The sequence below is a fragment of the Methylobacterium sp. 22177 genome, assembly GCF_052045615.1.
Classification (GTDB): Bacteria; Pseudomonadota; Alphaproteobacteria; order Rhizobiales; family Beijerinckiaceae; genus Methylobacterium; species Methylobacterium radiotolerans.
Map to the genome: position 1 here is coordinate 93,247 of NZ_JBQEPK010000012.1, position 17,581 is coordinate 110,827.

At 72.3% G+C, this 17,581-nt stretch carries 16 protein-coding genes and 1 riboswitch; of the genes, 9 read left to right on the top strand and 7 right to left on the bottom strand.

Annotated features, from left to right (window positions below):
- Positions 1-8: 8 nt before the first annotated feature.
- Positions 9-1,229 carry a zinc metallochaperone GTPase ZigA gene (gene zigA / locus ACTJK8_RS13710; RefSeq protein ID WP_440762071.1) on the bottom strand — a complete coding sequence of 407 codons (1,221 nt, stop codon included), beginning with the start codon at positions 1,227-1,229 and terminating at the stop codon, positions 9-11.
- A gap of 185 nt (positions 1,230-1,414) precedes the next feature.
- On the opposite strand from zigA, the gene ACTJK8_RS13715 reads away from it, so the two are divergent.
- A complete protein-coding gene (locus ACTJK8_RS13715) occupies positions 1,415-3,559 on the top strand; it encodes a TonB-dependent receptor (RefSeq protein ID WP_206614547.1) in 2,145 nt (714 codons plus the stop codon).
- Between the two features lie 24 nt (positions 3,560-3,583).
- Here the strand turns inward: ACTJK8_RS13715 and ACTJK8_RS13720 are convergent, their stop codons facing one another.
- Positions 3,584-5,053, bottom strand: a complete 1,470-nt coding sequence (locus ACTJK8_RS13720; RefSeq protein WP_440762072.1) for a PepSY domain-containing protein — start codon at positions 5,051-5,053, stop codon at positions 3,584-3,586.
- A complete protein-coding gene (locus ACTJK8_RS13725; RefSeq protein ID WP_440762073.1) occupies positions 5,047-7,230 on the bottom strand; it encodes a TonB-dependent receptor in 2,184 nt (727 codons plus the stop codon). Before ACTJK8_RS13725 ends, ACTJK8_RS13720 begins: the two co-directional genes overlap by 7 nt.
- A 285-nt stretch (positions 7,231-7,515) precedes the next feature.
- Positions 7,516-7,708: riboswitch (cobalamin riboswitch) on the bottom strand.
- 137 nt (positions 7,709-7,845) lie between these two features.
- Between ACTJK8_RS13725 and ACTJK8_RS13730 the strand changes: the two genes are divergently transcribed.
- Together ACTJK8_RS13730 and ACTJK8_RS13735 are read left to right on the top strand one after the other, a co-directional pair.
- Positions 7,846-8,280 (top strand): NUDIX hydrolase, encoded by a 435-nt coding sequence (locus tag ACTJK8_RS13730; RefSeq protein ID WP_012317861.1) that lies wholly within the window; start codon positions 7,846-7,848, stop codon positions 8,278-8,280.
- Between the two features lie 142 nt (positions 8,281-8,422).
- Complete coding sequence (locus tag ACTJK8_RS13735; RefSeq protein WP_440762074.1) at positions 8,423-9,838, top strand: RluA family pseudouridine synthase; 1,416 nt, start codon at positions 8,423-8,425, stop codon at positions 9,836-9,838.
- On the opposite strand, the gene ACTJK8_RS13740 is transcribed toward ACTJK8_RS13735, so the two are convergent.
- Entirely contained in the window at positions 9,805-10,518 is a 714-nt protein-coding gene (locus ACTJK8_RS13740; RefSeq protein WP_053620726.1) for an alpha/beta fold hydrolase, read from the bottom strand. The two genes, ACTJK8_RS13735 and ACTJK8_RS13740, sit on opposite strands and share 34 nt — an antisense overlap.
- A gap of 198 nt (positions 10,519-10,716) precedes the next feature.
- Here ACTJK8_RS13740 and ACTJK8_RS13745 point away from each other — a divergent pair, with 198 nt between their 5' ends.
- From ACTJK8_RS13745 to ACTJK8_RS13760, 4 genes are all read left to right on the top strand, one after another.
- The gene (locus ACTJK8_RS13745; protein WP_012317858.1) at positions 10,717-11,097 is read left to right on the top strand and encodes a hypothetical protein; all 381 of its coding nucleotides are present in this window, start codon (positions 10,717-10,719) and stop codon (positions 11,095-11,097) included.
- 58 nt (positions 11,098-11,155) lie between these two features.
- Complete coding sequence (locus ACTJK8_RS13750) at positions 11,156-11,821, top strand: HAD-IA family hydrolase (RefSeq protein WP_012317857.1); 666 nt, start codon at positions 11,156-11,158, stop codon at positions 11,819-11,821.
- Positions 11,822-11,867: 46 nt separating this feature from the next.
- Positions 11,868-12,659 (top strand): ATP12 family chaperone protein, encoded by a 792-nt coding sequence (locus ACTJK8_RS13755; protein WP_440762075.1) that lies wholly within the window; start codon positions 11,868-11,870, stop codon positions 12,657-12,659.
- 137 nt (positions 12,660-12,796) lie between these two features.
- Positions 12,797-13,117, top strand: coding sequence for a hypothetical protein (locus ACTJK8_RS13760; protein ID WP_440762076.1), 321 nt, complete (start codon positions 12,797-12,799; stop codon positions 13,115-13,117).
- Between the two features lie 12 nt (positions 13,118-13,129).
- Here the strand turns inward: ACTJK8_RS13760 and ACTJK8_RS13765 are convergent, their stop codons facing one another.
- A complete protein-coding gene (locus ACTJK8_RS13765; RefSeq protein ID WP_024830932.1) occupies positions 13,130-13,615 on the bottom strand; it encodes a glutathione peroxidase in 486 nt (161 codons plus the stop codon).
- 198 nt (positions 13,616-13,813) lie between these two features.
- Between ACTJK8_RS13765 and ACTJK8_RS13770 the strand changes: the two genes are divergently transcribed.
- Complete coding sequence (locus ACTJK8_RS13770) at positions 13,814-14,074, top strand: DUF6894 family protein (RefSeq protein WP_012317853.1); 261 nt, start codon at positions 13,814-13,816, stop codon at positions 14,072-14,074.
- 44 nt (positions 14,075-14,118) lie between these two features.
- On the opposite strand, the gene ACTJK8_RS13775 is transcribed toward ACTJK8_RS13770, so the two are convergent.
- Positions 14,119-14,652 carry a hypothetical protein gene (locus ACTJK8_RS13775; RefSeq protein ID WP_012317852.1) on the bottom strand — a complete coding sequence of 178 codons (534 nt, stop codon included), beginning with the start codon at positions 14,650-14,652 and terminating at the stop codon, positions 14,119-14,121.
- Between the two features lie 146 nt (positions 14,653-14,798).
- On the opposite strand from ACTJK8_RS13775, the gene ACTJK8_RS13780 reads away from it, so the two are divergent.
- Positions 14,799-16,187 carry an aminotransferase gene (locus ACTJK8_RS13780; protein ID WP_058607851.1) on the top strand — a complete coding sequence of 463 codons (1,389 nt, stop codon included), beginning with the start codon at positions 14,799-14,801 and terminating at the stop codon, positions 16,185-16,187.
- A gap of 61 nt (positions 16,188-16,248) precedes the next feature.
- On the opposite strand, the gene ACTJK8_RS13785 is transcribed toward ACTJK8_RS13780, so the two are convergent.
- A complete protein-coding gene (locus ACTJK8_RS13785) occupies positions 16,249-17,571 on the bottom strand; it encodes an HlyC/CorC family transporter (protein WP_024830934.1) in 1,323 nt (440 codons plus the stop codon).
- Positions 17,572-17,581 lie beyond the last annotated feature (10 nt).

A 17,581-nucleotide genomic window follows, 5' to 3' on the forward strand; every position in this document is an offset into this window, starting at 1 on the left:
CGCCGGCCTCAGGCCGCGCGGCGCCACGCCGGGAACGGGTCCGGCAGGCCGCGATAGGGCGCGGGATCGAACGGCTCCCGGTCCGCACCGGTCTCGATCAGGCAGGCGTCCAGCGCCGCCGTGAGGGCCGCCGCGTCCATGCCGGCGCCGATGAACACCAATTCCTGGCGCCGGTCGCCCCAGACCTCGCTCCAGACGTCCTGGAGCCGCGTCCAGAACTCGGGCGCCTCCGGCCAGCGCCGCCGCGGCACGGCCGACCACCAGAAACCCATCGCCGAGACCCGGGCCACGGCGCCCGCCAGGGAGAACTCGCCCACCCAGTCGGGCCGGGTCGCGAGCCAGAAGTGGCCCTTCGCGCGGATCAGGCCCGGCCAGGTGGCGTTGACGAAGGCGTTGAAGCGCTCCGGGTCGAAGGGCCGCCGGGCCCGGTAGACGAAGGAGGCGATGCCGTACTCCTCCGTCTCCGGCACGTGCTCGTGGGCGCCGTAGAGTTCCTTGAACCAGAGCGGGTGCTGCTGGGCCCTGTCCTCGTCGAACAGGCCGGTGTCGAGGATATCGGCGAGCGGCGCGCGCCCGTGGTCGGTCTCGAGGATGCGGGCATCGGCGTTCAGGCCGCGCACGACGGAGCGCACCAGCGCGAGATGCTCGGCCGACACGTCGCGCGCCTTGTTGATCACCACCACGTCGGCGAACTCGATCTGCTCCACGAGCAGGTCCACGAGCGTGCGCGTGTCCTCGGCGCCGGCCGTCTCGCCGCGCTCGCGCAGGAAGGCGGCCGAGCCGTAATCCTTGAGCAGGTTCACCGCGTCGACCACCGTGACCATCGTGTCGAGCCGGGCGAGATCCGCGAGGGAGCGGCCGGCCTCATCCCGGAACGAGAAGGTCGAGGCGATCGGCAGCGGCTCGGCGATGCCGGTCCCCTCGATCAGCAGGTAGTCGAACCGCCCCGTCTCCGACAGCCGCCGGACCTCGGCGAGCAGGTCGTCGCGCAGGGTGCAGCAGATGCAGCCGTTGGTCATCTCGACCAGGGTCTCGTCGGTCCGGGACAGGTCGGCGCCTCCGGCGCGGACCAGGTCGGCATCGATGTTCACCTCGCTCATGTCGTTGACGATCACCGCGACGCGGCGGCCGTCGCGATTGTTGAGCACGTGATTGAGGAGCGTCGTCTTCCCGGCTCCGAGGAAGCCGGACAGAACGGTGACGGGAAGGCGGGTATCACGCTGGGTCATGACGCTATCAAAACGTTATAACGTTTCAAAGTCAACCTGGGTTAAGGGGCCGACCTGCCGCACGGAACGAGCGGCTGTTGCAACGATGTAACGTTTCTCGACCGTGTCCGGCGCGCGCGGGATTAACGCTTGCACCCGGGCGACGCGCCGCAACAATGAAACGATATAACACTGTGTGAGTCTCGATGCCTCCCTCGCGCCGCTTCGGCTTCCTCGCCAGCACGGTCCTGTCCTCGACTGTCTGCGCCGGCCTCCTGACACCGTCCGCCGTGCGGGCGCAGCAGGCCGTCGCCCTCGACGAGATCAGCGTCACCAGTCCGAGCCCGATCCAGCCGTCGCGCAGCGCGGTCGCGGCGGACGCGGCGGTGCCGATCGGCGTCCTTCCGGTGGCGACCAACACGTTCTCACCGGTGACGGTGGTGACCCAGGATCAGATCGCGCGCGATCAGCCCCGGACCCTGGGCGACGCCCTGTTCGACAGGCCGGGCATCTCGGGCACGACCTACGCGCCGGGGGCGGCGTCCCGGCCGATCATCCGCGGCCTCGACAATGCCCGGGTGCGGATCCAGGAGAACGGCATCGTCAACGGCGGCGTGTCCGACCTCGGCGAGGACCACGCCGTGCCGGTCAACCCGCTGGTCGCCGACCGGATCGAGGTGATCCGCGGCCCCGCGACCCTGCGCTACGGCTCGGGGGCCATCGGCGGCGTCGTCTCGGCCGACAACAACCGGGTGCCGACCTTCATCCCGGCGAACGGGGTGCAGGGCCAGGTCACCAGCGGCTTCTCCAGCGTGGATAACGGCCGGCTCGGTGCCGCCACGGTGGATGCCGGCGGCGACGGCATCGCGGTCCATGCCGACGGCTTCAAGACCGCGAACGACAGCTACGCGATCCCCGGCGGGATCCAGCGCAATTCCTACAACGAGTCGCAGGGCGGCGCGGTCGGCATCTCGGCGATCGGCGACCGCGGGTTCGTGGGCATCTCCTTCAGCCACTACGACGCGGTCTACGCGATCCCCGGCGGCGTTGCCGAGCAGGACCGGACCCGCCTGACCCCCAACCAGGACCGCGTCCTGTCGCGGGGCGAGTACCGCCCGCTCGACGGACCCTTCGAGGTGATCCGCTACTGGGCGGGCTACTCGGTCTACCGCCACAACGAGGTCGGGATCGGCGACGACGGGATCGAGGGCGTCCAGGCGATCTTCAAGAACCGCGAGGCCGAGGGCCGCCTGGAGCTCCAGCACGTCCCGGTCTTCACCGAGTTCGGCAAGCTCACGGGCGCGCTCGGCTTCCAGTCGGATCGGCGCGTGATCAACACGCAGCTCGAATCGTTCCTGCCGAAGACGGAATCCCGCGCGAACGCGGTCTACCTGTTCGAGGAGCTGGAGCTGCAGCCGGGCACGCGGCTGCAGGCGGCCGGGCGCTACGAGGTCGACCGGCTGTCGAGCACGGCGGCGCAGTTCCCCGCCGACTACGTGCCGGTCGACGGGCAGGAGCCGTTCCAGTACGCGCGGACCCGGCGCTTCGCCCCGAAGAGCGCCAGCATCGGCGCCCTGCAGGACCTGCCCTACGGCTTCGTGGCGAGCCTCACCGGCTCCTACGTCGAGCGCGGGCCCACGGGCTACGAGCTGTTCTCGCAGGGCCCGCACGACGCCACCGCGACCTTCGAGATCGGCAACCCGAACCTCAAGAAGGAGCGCGCCCGGACCATCGAGGCCAGCATCCGGCGGGCCGAGGGGCCGTTCCGCCTCGACGCCACCGGCTACTTCACCCGCTACACCGGCTTCATCTACCGCAACTACACAGGTCTGACCTGCGACGACGACTTCGCGTCCTGCGGCACCGGCACCGACAATCGGCAGATCGTCTACCAGCAGCAGAACGCGACCTTCTACGGCGCCGAGATCATCGGCCAGTACGACCTCGTGCCGGTGGGCAACGGCTTCGCCGGCGTCGAGGCGCAGTTCGACTTCGTCCGCGCCCAGTTCGACAACGGCACCAACGTGCCGCGCATCCCGCCCTACCGGCTCGGCGGCGGCGTCTACCTGCGGGCCGACGGGTGGTTCGCGCGGGTGAACCTGCTCCACGCCTTCAGCCACGACGCCACGGCCGTGTACGAGACGCCGACCCCCGGCTACGACGACCTGCGCGCCGAGCTGAGCTACACCAAGGCCGTCGATCCCGCGGTCTACGGGGCGAGCGCGATCACCCTCGGCGTCCAGGGCCGCAACCTGCTGAACGACGACATCCGCAACTCGACCTCGTTCAAGAAGGACGAGATCCTGCTGCCGGGACGGAACGTGCGCCTGTTCCTGACGGCGCGGTTCTGAGCGCCGCGTCGGTCATCGAAGGTCCTATGCCGAGAGGGTCCGGCGCAGCCTGCGCCAGCCCGCGACGAGCCCCGTCAGGGCGATGCCGGCTGCCAGGAGGTTCAGGAGCCACTGCGCCGCGTCGTGGAGCGGGCGGCTGCCGGTGAGCCCGGGCAGGTCGAGGCGGTGCGCGGCGTCGAACAGCCAGCGGTTGATCCGGCCCGAGCGGTCCAGGCGCTGGAGGATGGTCCCGTCCCGGGGATCGACGTGCAGCCAGGTGGCGTCCGGGTCGCCGAACCGCAGGCGCAGCACCGGCAGCGGGCGCGGATCGGACCCGTGCGGGTACCAGTAGAGATCGTAGGCGGTCAGGTCCGCGACCGCCCGCAAGCCGCCGGGCAGCACCGGGCCGGCGGCCCGCGCGATCGCGGCCGCGTCGAGGGCCGCGCCGTCATCCGCGCGGCGTGCCGGGACGCCGGCCGGGCCGTCGGCGACGATCCACCACGAGCCGCCGATGGCAACGAAGCGCAGCGCCCGAGTCCCGGGCCCGGCGAAGCCGCTCAGGGCCTCGGCGGCGAGGCCGAGGGCCGGCGGCTGTCCGGCGTAGGCGGCGCGGATGGCGGCGGGCGCCGCGGTCGACGAGAACCAGCGGTTCGGGTTCATCGAGATCCAGCCGCTGAGGATGAAGGTGCTGAGCCCGATCCCGCCCGCGAGGCCGAACAGGTGGTGGAAGCGGGCGAGCCCGCGATAGGGCGTGACCGCCCCGCCCGCGTAGCGCCGCCGGAGTCGCAGGCGCCAGATCCCGATCGCCAGCCCGCTCAGCGCGCCCAGGGCGGCGAAGCCCGACAGCCACAGCAGGACCGTCCGCCACAGCTCGGGCCGGGCGCGCAGCGGCGTGAGGTAGATCCAGTGCACCACGGCGCCGACCCAGTTCCACGCCCGCTCGGACCGGGTCGTGTCGAGGGCGATCGCGCCGGTGACCTGCGAGACGTAGAGCTCGGTCCCTGCCGGGTCCCCGAGGGCGACCTTCAGGAAGGGGCGGAGCGGGTCGTACCGGGCCGTGACGGTCCACTGGTCGCGCTCGACCGGCGCGACCCGAGCATCCGGAGCCCCGTCCGGGATCCCGTCGGTCGCGAGACGCAGCGCGTCTTCGGGCGTCACCGGGCCGAGCCGCGCACCGGTCCGCGCCGAGACCGTGGCCCGGGCGCCGTCGCGGTCGGCGATCCGGTAGACCGCCTCGCCGCCCCGCATCTCCAACGCGAAGGCGGCCGGCGCGCCGCCGAGCCCGCCGGCCCGCAGCGCCGCCTCGGGCGCGACCGTGACCTGATCCCAGGCGATCGGGGCGAGCCGTGACAGCCGCTCGGCCCCGGTGAGTGCCGGGAACGGCACGTAGAGCATCACCAGCCCGGATCCGATCCACAGGGCGAAGAACAGCCCCGCGACGATCCCGGCCCAGCGGTGGAACAGGAGCAGCCAGCGCCGTCCCGCCTTGCCGAACCGCCGCGGCCGGCTCACCACGTCACCGTGTAGGCGACCTCGACCGAGCGCGGGCGCCCGAGCAGCCAGTTGGTGCCGACCCCGTTCACCGCGTTGCCCGAGATCGCGTAGACCTTGTCGAACAGGTTGTAGACCCGCACGGACAGGCGCGAATCCGCCGTCACCTGATGGTCCAGGACCGCGTTGACGAGGTTGTAGGCCGGGCGCCGCGCCGTGTTGCCGAAGTCGCTGTAGACCTGCCCGACGTTCTGCAGCCCGACCCGCGCGGTCCAGTCGCGGGTGACGTCCCAGGTCAGCCAGAGGTTGGCCACGCGCTCCGGCACGTCGATCGGCTGGTTGCCGGCATACGAGACCGTGGCGCCGTTCACCGTCTGGTCGAACCGGTCGTACTGCGCGTGCAGGAGCGCGAGGTTGCCGTCGAGGCGCCAGCCCGGCGCGAAGCGCCAGCCGAGCGCCAGCTCGAAACCCTGCGAGGACTGGCTCCCGACCTGCGTCGAGAGCGTCGGCTGTCCGGGGATCGCCGAGATCAGGTTGTCCTTGACGATCCGGTAGCCCGCGACGGTCCATTCCAGGGCGCCGTCGAAGGCCAGACCCTTGGCGCCGATCTCGACCTGATCGCCGGTCGCGAGCTTGAAGCCGGCCAGCGACTGCGACAGCGTGATCAGGCTGTTCACCGGGTCGGTGGCGAAGCTGTACTGGGCGTAGAGCGCGCTGTCCGGCGTCGGGTTGTAGACGAGGCCGAACCGGTAGCCGAGCGCCCGGTAGGTCCTCTCGAACCGCGATCCCGTCTGCAGGTCTTCCCGATTGAGCGTCGGCACGTCGAGGCGCACGCCGGTGAGGAACGAGAGCTTGTCCGACAGGATCAGCCGGTCCTCGGCGAAGACCGAGGCCTGGCTCGTCTGCGTGGCGTAGGCCGGACGGGCCCGCCCGTTCTGCGGGAACAGGCCCGGATCGTAGCCGGTGAGCGGCACGCTGGTGGTCTGGTCGAAGTAGAAGTTGTTGGTGTGGCGGAAATCGATGTGGTTCACGTCGAACCCGGCCACGAACTGGTTCGGCAGCCCGAACAGGCTCCCGCGGAACGTCGCGTCGAGGCGGTCTCCGACCTGCTCCTGGCTGTGGTAGATCTCCAGGTAGTCGCCCCGGTCCACGAGCCCGGTGCCGCGGTTGTAGCTGTACTGCTCGACGTCGAGCCAGTGGCGCCGGCTGGTGAGCCGGTAAGCGGTGTTGCGGATCGTGATGTCGGCCGAGGGGGACCACTCGGTCTTGAGCTGGGTCCAGTTGTCGGCCCAGGTGATCTTCGCGTCGCGGACGTTGTAGTTGTTGAACCGTATGAGGTCCGGGATCCGTCCCGCGACGAGCGGCGTGCCCCAGTAGCGGGCGGGCTCCTGGTAGCCGAGATCGTGGCTCAGCGTGAACGCGAGGTCGGCGCTCGGCCGGAACAGCAGGGCGGCGGAGACCGCGAGGTTGCGGAAATCGCCCTCCGGCCGGATCCAGCCGTCGGCGCGGTTGCCGCTGACGTTGAGGCGGTACGCGAAGGTGTCGCCGTACTCCGCCTGGCCCAGCGGGCCGCCGGAATCGAGGGCGAGGCGCGCGACCCCGTCGGTGCCGATGACCGCGCGGGCGGCGTTGACCGGCACGAAGACCGGCTTCTTCGGAACCACGTTGATGACGCCGCCGATGGCGCCGTCGCCGTAGAGCACCGAGGACGGCCCGCGCAGCACCTCGATCCGCTCGACGTTCCACGTGTCGAACGGGAAGGTCACGGTGTTGGCGCCGACGTAGAAGCGCGTGCCGTCGTAGAGCTGCTGGATCGAGTTCGGCCCGGCGAAGCCGCGGGACGTGAACGCGCCGTTGCCGTTGCCGGGCGCCGCGATGGTGGTGATGCCGGTCGCGTCCTGGATCACGGCCTCGGCGATCGTATCCTGTCCGCGGAGCCGCGCGGTCTCGCCCGACACGATGTCGAGGCTGGCCGGCGTCTCCAGCGGCGTCAGGCCGAGGCGACTCGCGGTCCGGTCGGGCGTGCGCAGGTTGAGGCCGTTCGGCGGGAGGCGGCTCGGGTCGCCGCCCGCGCCCGCGACGGACAGCTCATCCAGGGTGACCGCCTCCTGGGCGGCGGTCGGGCCGGCGAGGAGCGCGAGGAGAACGCCGCAGAGCGGGGCCCGCCCGCCGAGGCGGGAGCGATAGGTCGAGAATGACATGGGAGAAGCGGTCCGTGCACGGCGCGCGCCGGCCCCCGCGTCGTACACGCATTGTAATAACATTACAACGCGTCGGCCGTCCGGATGGCTCAGCCTGTGCGGGCGCGCGACGGCGTCCCGGGACAGGGCTCGAGGGTCTCGAGGCGGCGGAGACGGGCATGGGAAACGGCGTCGCGGGCGCGCTTGCTGTGGCACGTCACCGCGAACGAGGCCTCGGCGACCGCCTCCCCTCGGGACTGGCGGCGCCTCGACACCCGCCAGGACACCCCGCCCGGCGCGTTTCGCGTGTGACCACGGCTGACGGCAGGTCTCCTGGCTCGCGGGTCGCCGCCCTCGCACCGTCTTCCCGGGGTGACCCAGTGACGTGGTGGTGAAGGGCTCGCCGCTCACAGTTGCGGGGGCAGCCGCGGCTTCGGGGCGAACCCCTCACCGCGTTCCCTTTTGATCCCCGAGGGGAACCGTCGAGCACAGCTTGGCCGTAGCGGGCCCGGGCGTCAACCGCGTGTCCGTTTGTTGCCGTGGATCGGCGCGCGGGGCACCGAGCCGTTGCGGCCTCGCCGACGACGGGCTAGCCGGTGCGGGATGACGGTCTGGCGGCCCCCTGCGGAGATTCGCGTGAAGGCGCTGGGCCTGCCCCGGCGCGGCAACAGCCTGCTCGTGGCGGAGGTCCGCGCGGATGACGGGCGCCTGAAAGGCGTCCGGCCCCTCGGCGGCAGCGTCGCCTTCGGCGAGCGGGTCGAGGACGCCCTGATCCGGGAGTTCCGGGAGGAACTCGGCGTCACCGTCTCGGTGCTCGGCGGCCCCCGCGTCATGGAGAACATCTTCACGCACGAGGGGCAGGTCGGGCACGAGGTGCTGTTCCTGTTCCCCGTCGCCCTGCCGCCGGGGCTGTTCGACGGGCCGGAGCGCTTCGTCTTCCACGAGGATTCCGGCACCGCCTGCGTGGCCCGGTGGTGCGATCTGGACGGGCTCGACGTCCCGGGCGGTCCGGATCTCTTCCCCGCAGGCCTGAAGGCCCGGCTCCGCGACGCGTGGGACGCGGAGCCCTGACGGACCGAGCCGGCCCACCGCCTTTGCCGCTCGGCGCGGGCGATGCTACAGCCGGGCAATCCCATCGGTCCGGACGTCCGCGACGCCGCGGCCCATGCGCTTGGACGCTCCGTCCGACGCGAAGACGGGTGCCGGCGGAAGCATGACGACACGACCTCCCAGAAGCGGCGGGCCGAAGGGGCGCAAGCCCCAGGCCGGCAAGTTCGATGCGGGCAAGTTCAGGGGCGGCAAGGCCCAGGCCGACGGCCGCGCCCGCACGGGCCCGCGCACCAGCGCCCGCGACGCCGCCGAGCGCGCGGCCCGCAACCGCGGCGAGGATGCCGGCACCCGCGATCCTTGGGGATCGCAGGGCGCTGCGGTCTCCGCGCCGGCCCGGCCCCCGAAGCCGCGCCGCGACGTCGCCGCACCGCGCGACGACGCACCGCGGGACGCCGCCGCGGCCAAGCCCGGCAGCCGGCCTCCGGCCAGGCGCTCGGCGGCCCCCTCCCCCGCCCTTGCCGCCGCCCCCGCGCCCGGTCCGACCCGGCGCGAGCAGCGCGCCGCCGCCTCCGCGACCCTCGCCTCCGGCGTGCAGACCCTGACGGTCGAGCCGGACGAGGCCGGGATGCGGATCGACCGCTTCCTCACCGCCCGCTTCCCGCTCCTGCCCTTCACCCGCGTGCAGACCATCGTGCGCAAGGGCGAATTGCGGGTCGACGGCAAGCGCGCCAAGCCGAACGACCGGCTGGAGCCGGGCATGAGCGTGCGCGTGCCGCCGCTGCGCCTGGACCAGCCTACCGAGCGGCCGCGCAGCGCCGCCCGCGAGCAGGACGACGCGGCGTTCATCCGGTCGCTGATCCTCTACGAGGACGCCGACATGATGATCCTCAACAAGCCCTTCGGCCTCGCGGTCCAGGGCGGTTCGGGGACGGTCCGCCACGTGGACGGCCTGCTCGCCGCCCTCACGGGTCCGGACGGCCAGAAGCCGCGCCTCGTCCACCGGCTGGACAAGGATACGGCCGGCTGCCTGATCATCGCCAAGACCCGACTCGCCGCCGCGACGCTGGCCAAGAGCTTCCGGTCCCGGGCGGCGCGGAAGATCTACTGGGCGCTCACCGCGGGCGTTCCCCGGGTGCGGCAGGGGCGCGTCTCGACCTACCTCGCCAAGGAGGAACCCACGGACGCCGACGCGCGGATGCGGGTCGCCAAGCACGGCGACGAGGGTGCGAGCCACGCGCTGACCTACTACGCGATGGTCGATCAGGCCGCCCAGAAGCTGTCCTGGCTGTCGTTCAAGCCGGTCACCGGCCGCACGCACCAGCTGCGCGCCCACGCGGCCCATATCGGCCACCCGATCGTGGGCGACCCGAAATACTTCTCGGTGGAGAACTGGGAGCTGCCGGGCGGCATCCAGAACCGCCTCCACCTGCTCGCCCGGCGGATCGTCATCCCGCATCCGCGCACCGGCAAGCCGGTCGACGTGAGCGCGCCGCTCCCGCCCCACATGGCCCAGAGCTGGAACCTCCTGGGCTTCGACGCCGCCCGTTACGACCCGATCGTCGAGGCCCCGGAGGCCTGAGCCCGCAGCCAGGGCACGATCGCGTCCGCCAGGGCGTCGGGGGCTTCGAGCGGCAGCATGTGGCCCGACCCGTCGATCACCGTCAGGGTCGCGCCCGGGATGCCGTCCCGGAGCTCCCGCGCCTCGTCGAGGCTCCGCAGGGCGTCCTGGGCCGCCGCCACGACCAGGGTCGGGCATCCGATCGCGCCGAGGCGGTCGCGGTCGGAGTCCCGCGCCTGCCCGGCCTGGCGCAGGAAGACCTCCCCGCCGAGCCGGTCGCCCATCTGCCGGATCCGTGTCAGGAGCGCGCCGTCGCCGGCCCGGTCCGGGTGCACCGACTGGAGGATCGCCGCGCGGCTGAGGCCACGGTAGCCCTGCTGGCGGATATGGGCGACGGCGGCGGCCTTCCGGCGCGCCTGGGCGAGCGTGTCGGCGCGCGACGAGGTGGCGACGAGGACGAGCGCCTCCACCCGGTCCGGCACGAGCCGGGCGACTGCCCGGGCGACGTAGCCGCCCATGGAGAAGCCGACGAGCCCGAAGCGCGCGGGCGCCTCCGCGGCGACGCGGCGCGCCATGTCGGCGATGGCGGCGTCCCGCGCGAGGTCGCCGTGCGCGATCGGGCCGACCTCGGCGAGACGCGCGACGATGTCCGACCAGAGGTCGGTATCGGTCATGAAGCCGGGCAGCAGGACGAGGTTCATCACCGGATCACCCTCTTCGTCACCGCAATAACCGTCCCGCGCGCCCTGCCGCGCCGCGGCATGTTTGTGAAACCGGGGCGCGATCCGGGCGTCCCGCGTGACGCATGCCTTGGCAACCGGCCGCGCCGCCTCATATGCTGCCCCGCGCCCCGCCGATCCGCCGCGGGGCGTTTTCCCGGCGGTTCGAGACCCTGACACATGAAGCTCGCGATGCTGGCCTGCCTCGCCGCCCTGTGCCTCACCGGGCCGATCGCGCATGCCGCACCGGGCGAGACGACCAAGGCGGCGCCGGCGGCGAACGGCACTCACCCGCCCGAGACGGCGGCCCCGCATCCGGCCGCCTCGCCCGCACCGGGCGCGGCGCCCGCGCAGGCCGCCCCGCGGACGGCCAACAATGCCCGCGCGGAGCGCCGGCGGCGCTCCTACGCGGCCTGCAACCGCGCCTCGCACCAGCGCGGGTTGCGCGGCGGCAAGCGCCGGCGCTTCCTGATCCGCTGCCGGCTCGGCTACGAGCGGACCCGCGTCCCCGGCGGGCAGCCCGCCGCGGCCGCGCCGGCACAGCCGGGCCGGAAGCCGTGACGGAGACCAGGATCTACCCACCCGCGCCGTCGGGGCGGCTCTCGGCGCGCCGGCCGCGATGAGGCTCGTCGTCTTCGACGTCGACGGCACCCTCGTCGACAGCCAGCACCTGATTGTGGCGGCCCAGGAGGTGGCTTTCGCGGAGAACGGTCTGCCGGCGCCGGGGCGGCGGGAGGCCCTGTCGGTGGTCGGCCTGTCGCTGCCGCAGGCCTTCCGGCGCCTGGTCGGCGAGGACGGCCCGGTCGCGGAACTCTCGGAGAGCTACAAGCAGGCCTACAACCGCCTGCGGCTCGACCCCGCGCACGAGGAGCCCCTGTTCCCCGGCATGGCCGACCTGCTCACCCGGCTGCGCGGGCGCTCCGACGTGCTGATCGGCCTCGCCACCGGGAAGTCGCGGCGCGGTGTCGACCGGCTGATCGCGCATCACGGCTGGGCGGGCTGGTTCGCCACCACCCAGAGCGCCGACGACGCGCCGTCGAAGCCGGATCCGACCATGCTGCAGCAGGCGATCCGCGAGGCCGGCTGCGAGCCCGAGGCCACCGTGATGGTCGGCGACACCACCTTCGACATCGCCATGGGCGTGGCGGCCGGCGCCACCGCGATCGGGGTCGCCTGGGGCTACCATCCTCCGGACGCGCTCTACGGGGCCGGGGCCGTGACGGTGGTTCCGAGCGCCGCGGCGCTGGAGGCGCTGCTTCTGGAGCGGCTCGCGACGGGCGCCTGATCGCGAGAGGCTCGCGCGCGGGGCCGGAAGCGCCTATCTCGCCTCCATGAGCGATCAGACGACAGACTGGCTCGGGCAGCCGAGCGACGGTGAGAAGCCCGATCCGGTGCGGGCAGCCCGCGGCCACGCCAAGCCGGCCCTGCCCCGGCGGTTCTACGACGAGGCCGCCTTCGCCGAGGACCAGGGCGGGTACCGGCTGACCCTGGACGGACGTCCGGCCAACACGCCGGCCCGCAACCCGCTGAGACTCCCCAGCCGGATCCTGGCCGAGCGTGTCGCGGCGGAATGGGGCGCCCAGGACACCGCGATCGACCCGGCGCGGATGCCGCTGACCCGGCTCGCCAACACGGCGATCGACGGTGTGACGCCCCGCCTGGTCGAGGTCGCGGCCGATCTCTGCGCCTACGCGGGTACCGATCTCCTGGCCTACCGCGCCGGCGACCCGGAGCGCCTCGTGGCGGCCCAGGCGGAGGCCTGGGATCCCATCCTCGCCTGGGCGCGGGACGCGTTCGGTGCGCGGGTGATCCTGAGCGAGGGCGTCATGCACGTCGCGCAGCCGGCCGACACGATCCGGGCCCTCTCCGAGGCGGTGAACGCGGTGACCGACCCGTTCCAGATGGCGGGCCTGCACACGCTCACGACGCTGACCGGCTCCCTGCTGATCGCCCTGGCGGTTCTCAAGGGCCGTCTGACGCCGGCCGAGGCCTGGGCCGCGGCCCATGTCGACGAGACCTACCAGGCCGCCGTCTGGGGGCGCGACGCCGAGGCGGAGGCCCGCCTCGAAGCGCGCCGGACGGAGTTCGAGGCGGCCGCCGCGTTCGTCGGGGCCGGCGACTGAGACCGAGCCGCCGGCCGGGGCCGTCGCGCAGATGCAATTGGGCAACAACCCCGCATTCGCGACGCCCGCCCCGCGCGGGCTGCTGACAAAGTGCGAACACTGTTTTAGGGTCGACGCACATTGTGTTCGAGTCGATGATGCGTGCCGATCAGCCTGCCCGATGCAGTTTTGAAGGCGAACTGGCTAGTTTGATCGCGACGAAGCAGTCTTCCCGGGATCTCGACGCGCGGTGCGCACTCTTCGACGCCCTGTCGGACCTTGAGCGCCGTGCTCAGAGCGCCGGAGCGCCCGACATGACCTTGCGCAAGATCGCCGAGATCCGGTTCCTGACCGGGATCCTGCGCGAGTCGGTGCGTCCGTTCCCGATCGCGCCGCTGCGGACGGTGCTGCGCGCGCGTGAACGGGGCGACGCGCGCCGCGTCGCCTCCGCCGCGGCCGCGGATCTCGACGCGGTCTGACGCCGGCGCGGCTCAGGCGGCCAGGGCGGCCTGGATCTTCGCCTCCAGGGCCGCGGGCTTCGTCCCGGGGGCGAACCGGGCGATGACCCGGCCGTCGCGCCCCACCAGGAATTTGGTGAAGTTCCACTTCACCGCCCGCGTGCCGAACAGGCCTGTCCGGGCCCGGGTAAGATGGGCGTAGAGCGGATCGGCTCCCGACCCGTTCACCGCGATCTTGGCGAGCACCGGGAAGCTCACGTCGTAGCGCAGGGCGCAGAAGCTCGCGATCTCGGCGGCGTCGCCCGGTTCCTGCGCGCCGAACTGGTTGCAGGGGAAGCCCAGGACTGTCAGGCCCGCTTCCCGGTGCCGGCGCCAGAGCGCCTCGAGCCCCTCGTACTGCGGGGTGAAGCCGCAGCGTGAGGCCGTGTTCACGATGAGCAGCACCTGACCGCGATGCTGCGCGAGCGGGTACGGCGTTCCGTCGGCCGCGGAGACGCTGAAATCGTGAACGGTCGTCATGCCGGATCACTCGGGCAAACCGGCCGGAACCGCAAGGCGCGCGCGTCGCGACATCGCGTCGGCCGCGATCCTAACGCCGTATATGGTCGATCGGGCGCGCGTGGCGTAACAGGTCCGTCAATCGCGGCGACGAGACTCGGCAGGGCCGCGAGTGAGGGGTACCGTCATCCCCCGCCTGGACCCGCCCGGGACGTGTGGATGCCGCGCTACCACTTCCACATCCACGACGGATCCACGATCCTGGACACCGCGGGGACGGACCTTCCGGACTGGCAATCCGCCCGGCTGGAAGCCGTCCGGCGCGCCGGCGACATCCTGAAGCAGGACGCCCAGCGCGTCGCCCTCGGCGAGGATTGGCGGATCGAGGTGACGGACCAGACGGGGCTGATCCTGTTCCAGATGACGTTCCTGGTGGTCGAATCCCCGGTCATGCGGCGGCACTCCGGCACCGAGCGCTGAGCCGGCCCGGATCCCCGAGCCCTGCCGGTCGGCCGTCGGCCGGTTCAGGCCGGCACTTTCCGGACGTCGAAGCTCGGGCCCTGGGGCGTCATCCGGTCGGTGGTGACGATGCGCTCGTCGGCGCCGACGATCCCGAGGCCGACGTCGCGGTCGGGCAGGATGACGGTGGTGCTCTTGTTGACGTGGACCAGCACGTGCCGCCGCAGGGGCACCGAGGCCACGGCCCAGCGCTTGAGCTGGCCGTAATAGGGCTCGCGCCGCCACGCACCGGCCTGTCCGGGATCGACCTGCACGTTCATGTTGCGGGTGAGCGGGTCGAGGCTCAGCACCATCTTGGCGCGATCCGGCTTCCATTCCGGGCCGAGCCAGCCCTCGGTCATCCAGAGGCAGTGGAACGCCCGGCAATGGTCCGGGCGGGTGGCGTGGATGGCGCAGCCCTGGCCGGCCCTGGTGTGCCGGCACCACGTGCCCGCGACGCTCTCGACCGCGGGCACGTCGTAGACCTTGCAGCACAGCGTGCAGGCGCCGCAGGCGCGGCCGGGGGCGGGTTGTGCGACGTAGGCTTCCGGGTTGAGCATCGGTCGGGCGCGGCGAGGGGCGGTGCTGGGGGCGGTCTGACGGCATGCGTGCGGCAACGGCCGGACGCGGATCCTGTGGGCTACCTGCCGGGGCATCGGGTCGGTAGTGTGGCGGCGGTCACCCGCGCACGAGGACCTTGCGAACCATGCTCTCGAACCTCGCGACCCGCGACGTCGAAACCCTCCTGCATCCCTACACCAACCTGTCGGCGCACCGACAGACGGGCCCGCTGGTTCTCGAGCGCGGCGAGGGCGTGCACGTCTACGACACCGAGGGGCGCTCCTACATCGAGGGCATGTCCGGCCTGTGGTGCACGGCCCTCGGCTACTCGAACGCGGAGCTCGTGGAGGCGGCCCGGGCGCAGATGGCGCGCCTGCCTTTCACGCACCTGTTCTCCGGCCGCAGCCACGATCCGGGTATCGAGCTCGCCGAGACGCTCAAGGAGCTGATGCCGGTCCCGACCTCGAAGATCTTCTTCACCTCCTCGGGGTCGGAGGCCAACGACACGCAGGTCAAGCTGACTTGGTACTACAACAACGCCCTGGGCCGGCCGAAGAAGAAGAAGATCATCGCCCGCCAGAAGGGCTACCACGGCGTCACGGTAGCCAGCGCCTCGATGACCGGGCTCGCGGCGAACCACGCCGACTGGGACCTGCCGCTGCCGGGCTTCCTGCACGTCTCGCCCGCGCACCACTACCGGGGCGCGGAGCCGGGCGAGAGCGAGGAGGCCTACTCGGCGCGCCTCGCCGCCGAGCTGGAGGAGACGATCCTGCGCGAGGGCCCCGACACCGTCGCGGCCTTCATCGCCGAGCCGGTGATGGGCGCGGGCGGCGCGATCGTGCCGCCGCGGGGCTACTTCTCGGCGATCCAGGCGGTGCTGGCGAAGTACGACGTCCGCTTCATCGCCGACGAGGTGATCTGCGGCTTCGGCCGGCTCGGCACGTGGTTCGGCAGCGAGGCGGTGGGGGCCCGGCCCGACTCCATCTCCTTCGCCAAGGCCCTGACCTCGGCCTACATGCCGCTCGGCGGCGTCAGCATCGACGAGCCCCTCTACGAGGCGCTGATCGGACAGAGCGAGAAGATCGGCACCTTCGGCCACGGCACCACCTATTCCGGGCACCCGGTGGCCGCCGCGGTGGCGCTGAAGGCGATCGAGATCTACCGCCGCGACCGGGTGATCGAGGGGGCGGCCGAGAAGGCGCCCCAGTTCCAGCGCCGTCTCGCGGCCCTCGCCGGGCACGACATCGTGGGCGAGGCGGGCGGGCTCGGGCTGATCGGCGGCCTGGAGATCGTCGCCGACAAGGCCACCAAGCGGCAGTACGACCCGAAGAAGGGGGTGGCCGCCCGCTGCGTCGCCTTCGCGCAGGGCGAGGGGCTGATCGTGCGCGCGCTCGCGGGGGACCGCGTCGCCGTCTGCCCGCCGCTCATCATCGCGCCGGACGAGATCGACGCCCTGTTCGACCGGCTCGGCCGCGCGCTGGACCGCACCCGCGACTGGATCCGCGCCGAGGGGCTGGAGGCGATGCCGGGCTGAGGACCGCCCCACGCGTGGCGGCGCGGGCGCACATCCCGGCCGCGCTCGGCGCGCGCCGCCGTCACACCGCGTCGCGCGGCCCGTCCGGCAGCGCGGCGGCCTGGATCCCCGCCGAGGTCAGCGGCGTGATGCGCAGCGTGGTGATGCGGTTCTTGGCCTTCCGCAGCACCTGGAAGCGGAAGCCGTGGAAGTTGAAGGCCGTCCCCTGGTCCGGGATGGTCCGGGCCTCGTGGATGACGAGGCCGGCGATCGTGGTCGCCTCCTCGTCGGGCAGGTTCCAGTCCATGGCCCGGTTCAGGTCGCGGATGGGCACGCCACCGTCGACGTTCACCGACCCGTCCCCCTGCGGGCGCACGCCCGAGACGGTGACGTCGTGCTCGTCGGCGATGTCGCCGACGATCTCCTCCAGGATGTCTTCCAGGGTCACGAGCCCCATCACTTCGCCGTACTCGTCGACCACCAGGGCGAAGTGGGTCTTCTTGGTCAGGAAGGCCTTGAGCTGGGCGCGCAGCGACGTCGTGCCCGGCACGAACCACGTCTCGAGGGCCAGCGCCTCGACCTTGAGGCCGGAGGCGTCGCCGCCCGCGGCGTCGAGCGCCCGCAGCAGGTCCTTGGCGTGGAGGACGCCGACGATGTTCTCGGGCGTGCCGCGCCACAGCGGCATGCGGGTGTAGGGCGAGGACAGCACCGCCCGGACGATGTCCTCGGAGGGCTGGTCGGCGTCGATCGCCCGCATCTTGGTGCGGTGGACCATGACGTCGGAGACCGACAGGTCCGACAGGTCGAGCAGGCCGCCCAGCATGTCGCGCTCGGCCTTGGCGACGCCACCCTCCCGGTGCATCAGCGCCACCTGGCCGCGCAGCTCCTCGGCGGCGGTGAGGATCGACTGGTGCTCGCCGATCGTGACGCCGAACGGCTTCAGCATCACCCGCACGACCTGCTCGATGGCGAGCGCCAGCGGGCCCATCAGCGCCACCGCGAAGGCCACGGGCCGGGCGGTGAGCAGCGCGGTCTTGTCGGGCTTCGAGATCGCCAGCGTCTTCGGCAGCACCTCGGCGAAGACGATGACCAGCACCGACATGCCGACCGTCGCGTAGATGACGCCGCTCTTGCCGAACAGCGCGGTGAGCACGCTGGTGGTGAAGGCCGAGGCGCCGATCGCCACGATGTTGTAGCCGATCAGCATCGCGCCGATGAAGCGCTCGCGGATCGCCAGGATGCGGTTAACGATCGCGGCGCGCGGGTCGCCCGCCTGCTCGAGGGCGTGCATCCGGGCCCGCGAGGCGGCCGTGAAGGCGGTCTCCGCGCCCGCGAAGAAGGCCGAGAGCAGCAGCGAGATCGCCACGATGCTCGCGGCGAACCACAGGTCGATATGGGTTTCCATCGGGTCCGTC

Coding starts and splice junctions, on each gene's coding strand:
- ACTJK8_RS13735 (WP_440762074.1), top strand. CDS start 8,423: ATGACGACACGACCTCCCAGAAGCGGCGGGCCGAAGGGGCGCAAGCCC.
- ACTJK8_RS13760 (WP_440762076.1), top strand. CDS start 12,797: ATGCGTGCCGATCAGCCTGCCCGATGCAGTTTTGAAGGCGAACTGGCT.
- zigA (WP_440762071.1), bottom strand. CDS start 1,229: ATGACCCAGCGTGATACCCGCCTTCCCGTCACCGTTCTGTCCGGCTTC.
- ACTJK8_RS13775 (WP_012317852.1), bottom strand. CDS start 14,652: ATGCTCAACCCGGAAGCCTACGTCGCACAACCCGCCCCCGGCCGCGCC.
- ACTJK8_RS13740 (WP_053620726.1), bottom strand. CDS start 10,518: ATGAACCTCGTCCTGCTGCCCGGCTTCATGACCGATACCGACCTCTGG.
- ACTJK8_RS13725 (WP_440762073.1), bottom strand. CDS start 7,230: ATGTCATTCTCGACCTATCGCTCCCGCCTCGGCGGGCGGGCCCCGCTC.
- ACTJK8_RS13715 (WP_206614547.1), top strand. CDS start 1,415: ATGCCTCCCTCGCGCCGCTTCGGCTTCCTCGCCAGCACGGTCCTGTCC.
- ACTJK8_RS13755 (WP_440762075.1), top strand. CDS start 11,868: ATGAGCGATCAGACGACAGACTGGCTCGGGCAGCCGAGCGACGGTGAG.
- ACTJK8_RS13780 (WP_058607851.1), top strand. CDS start 14,799: ATGCTCTCGAACCTCGCGACCCGCGACGTCGAAACCCTCCTGCATCCC.
- ACTJK8_RS13770 (WP_012317853.1), top strand. CDS start 13,814: ATGCCGCGCTACCACTTCCACATCCACGACGGATCCACGATCCTGGAC.
- ACTJK8_RS13785 (WP_024830934.1), bottom strand. CDS start 17,571: ATGGAAACCCATATCGACCTGTGGTTCGCCGCGAGCATCGTGGCGATC.
- ACTJK8_RS13745 (WP_012317858.1), top strand. CDS start 10,717: ATGAAGCTCGCGATGCTGGCCTGCCTCGCCGCCCTGTGCCTCACCGGG.
- ACTJK8_RS13750 (WP_012317857.1), top strand. CDS start 11,156: ATGAGGCTCGTCGTCTTCGACGTCGACGGCACCCTCGTCGACAGCCAG.
- ACTJK8_RS13765 (WP_024830932.1), bottom strand. CDS start 13,615: ATGACGACCGTTCACGATTTCAGCGTCTCCGCGGCCGACGGAACGCCG.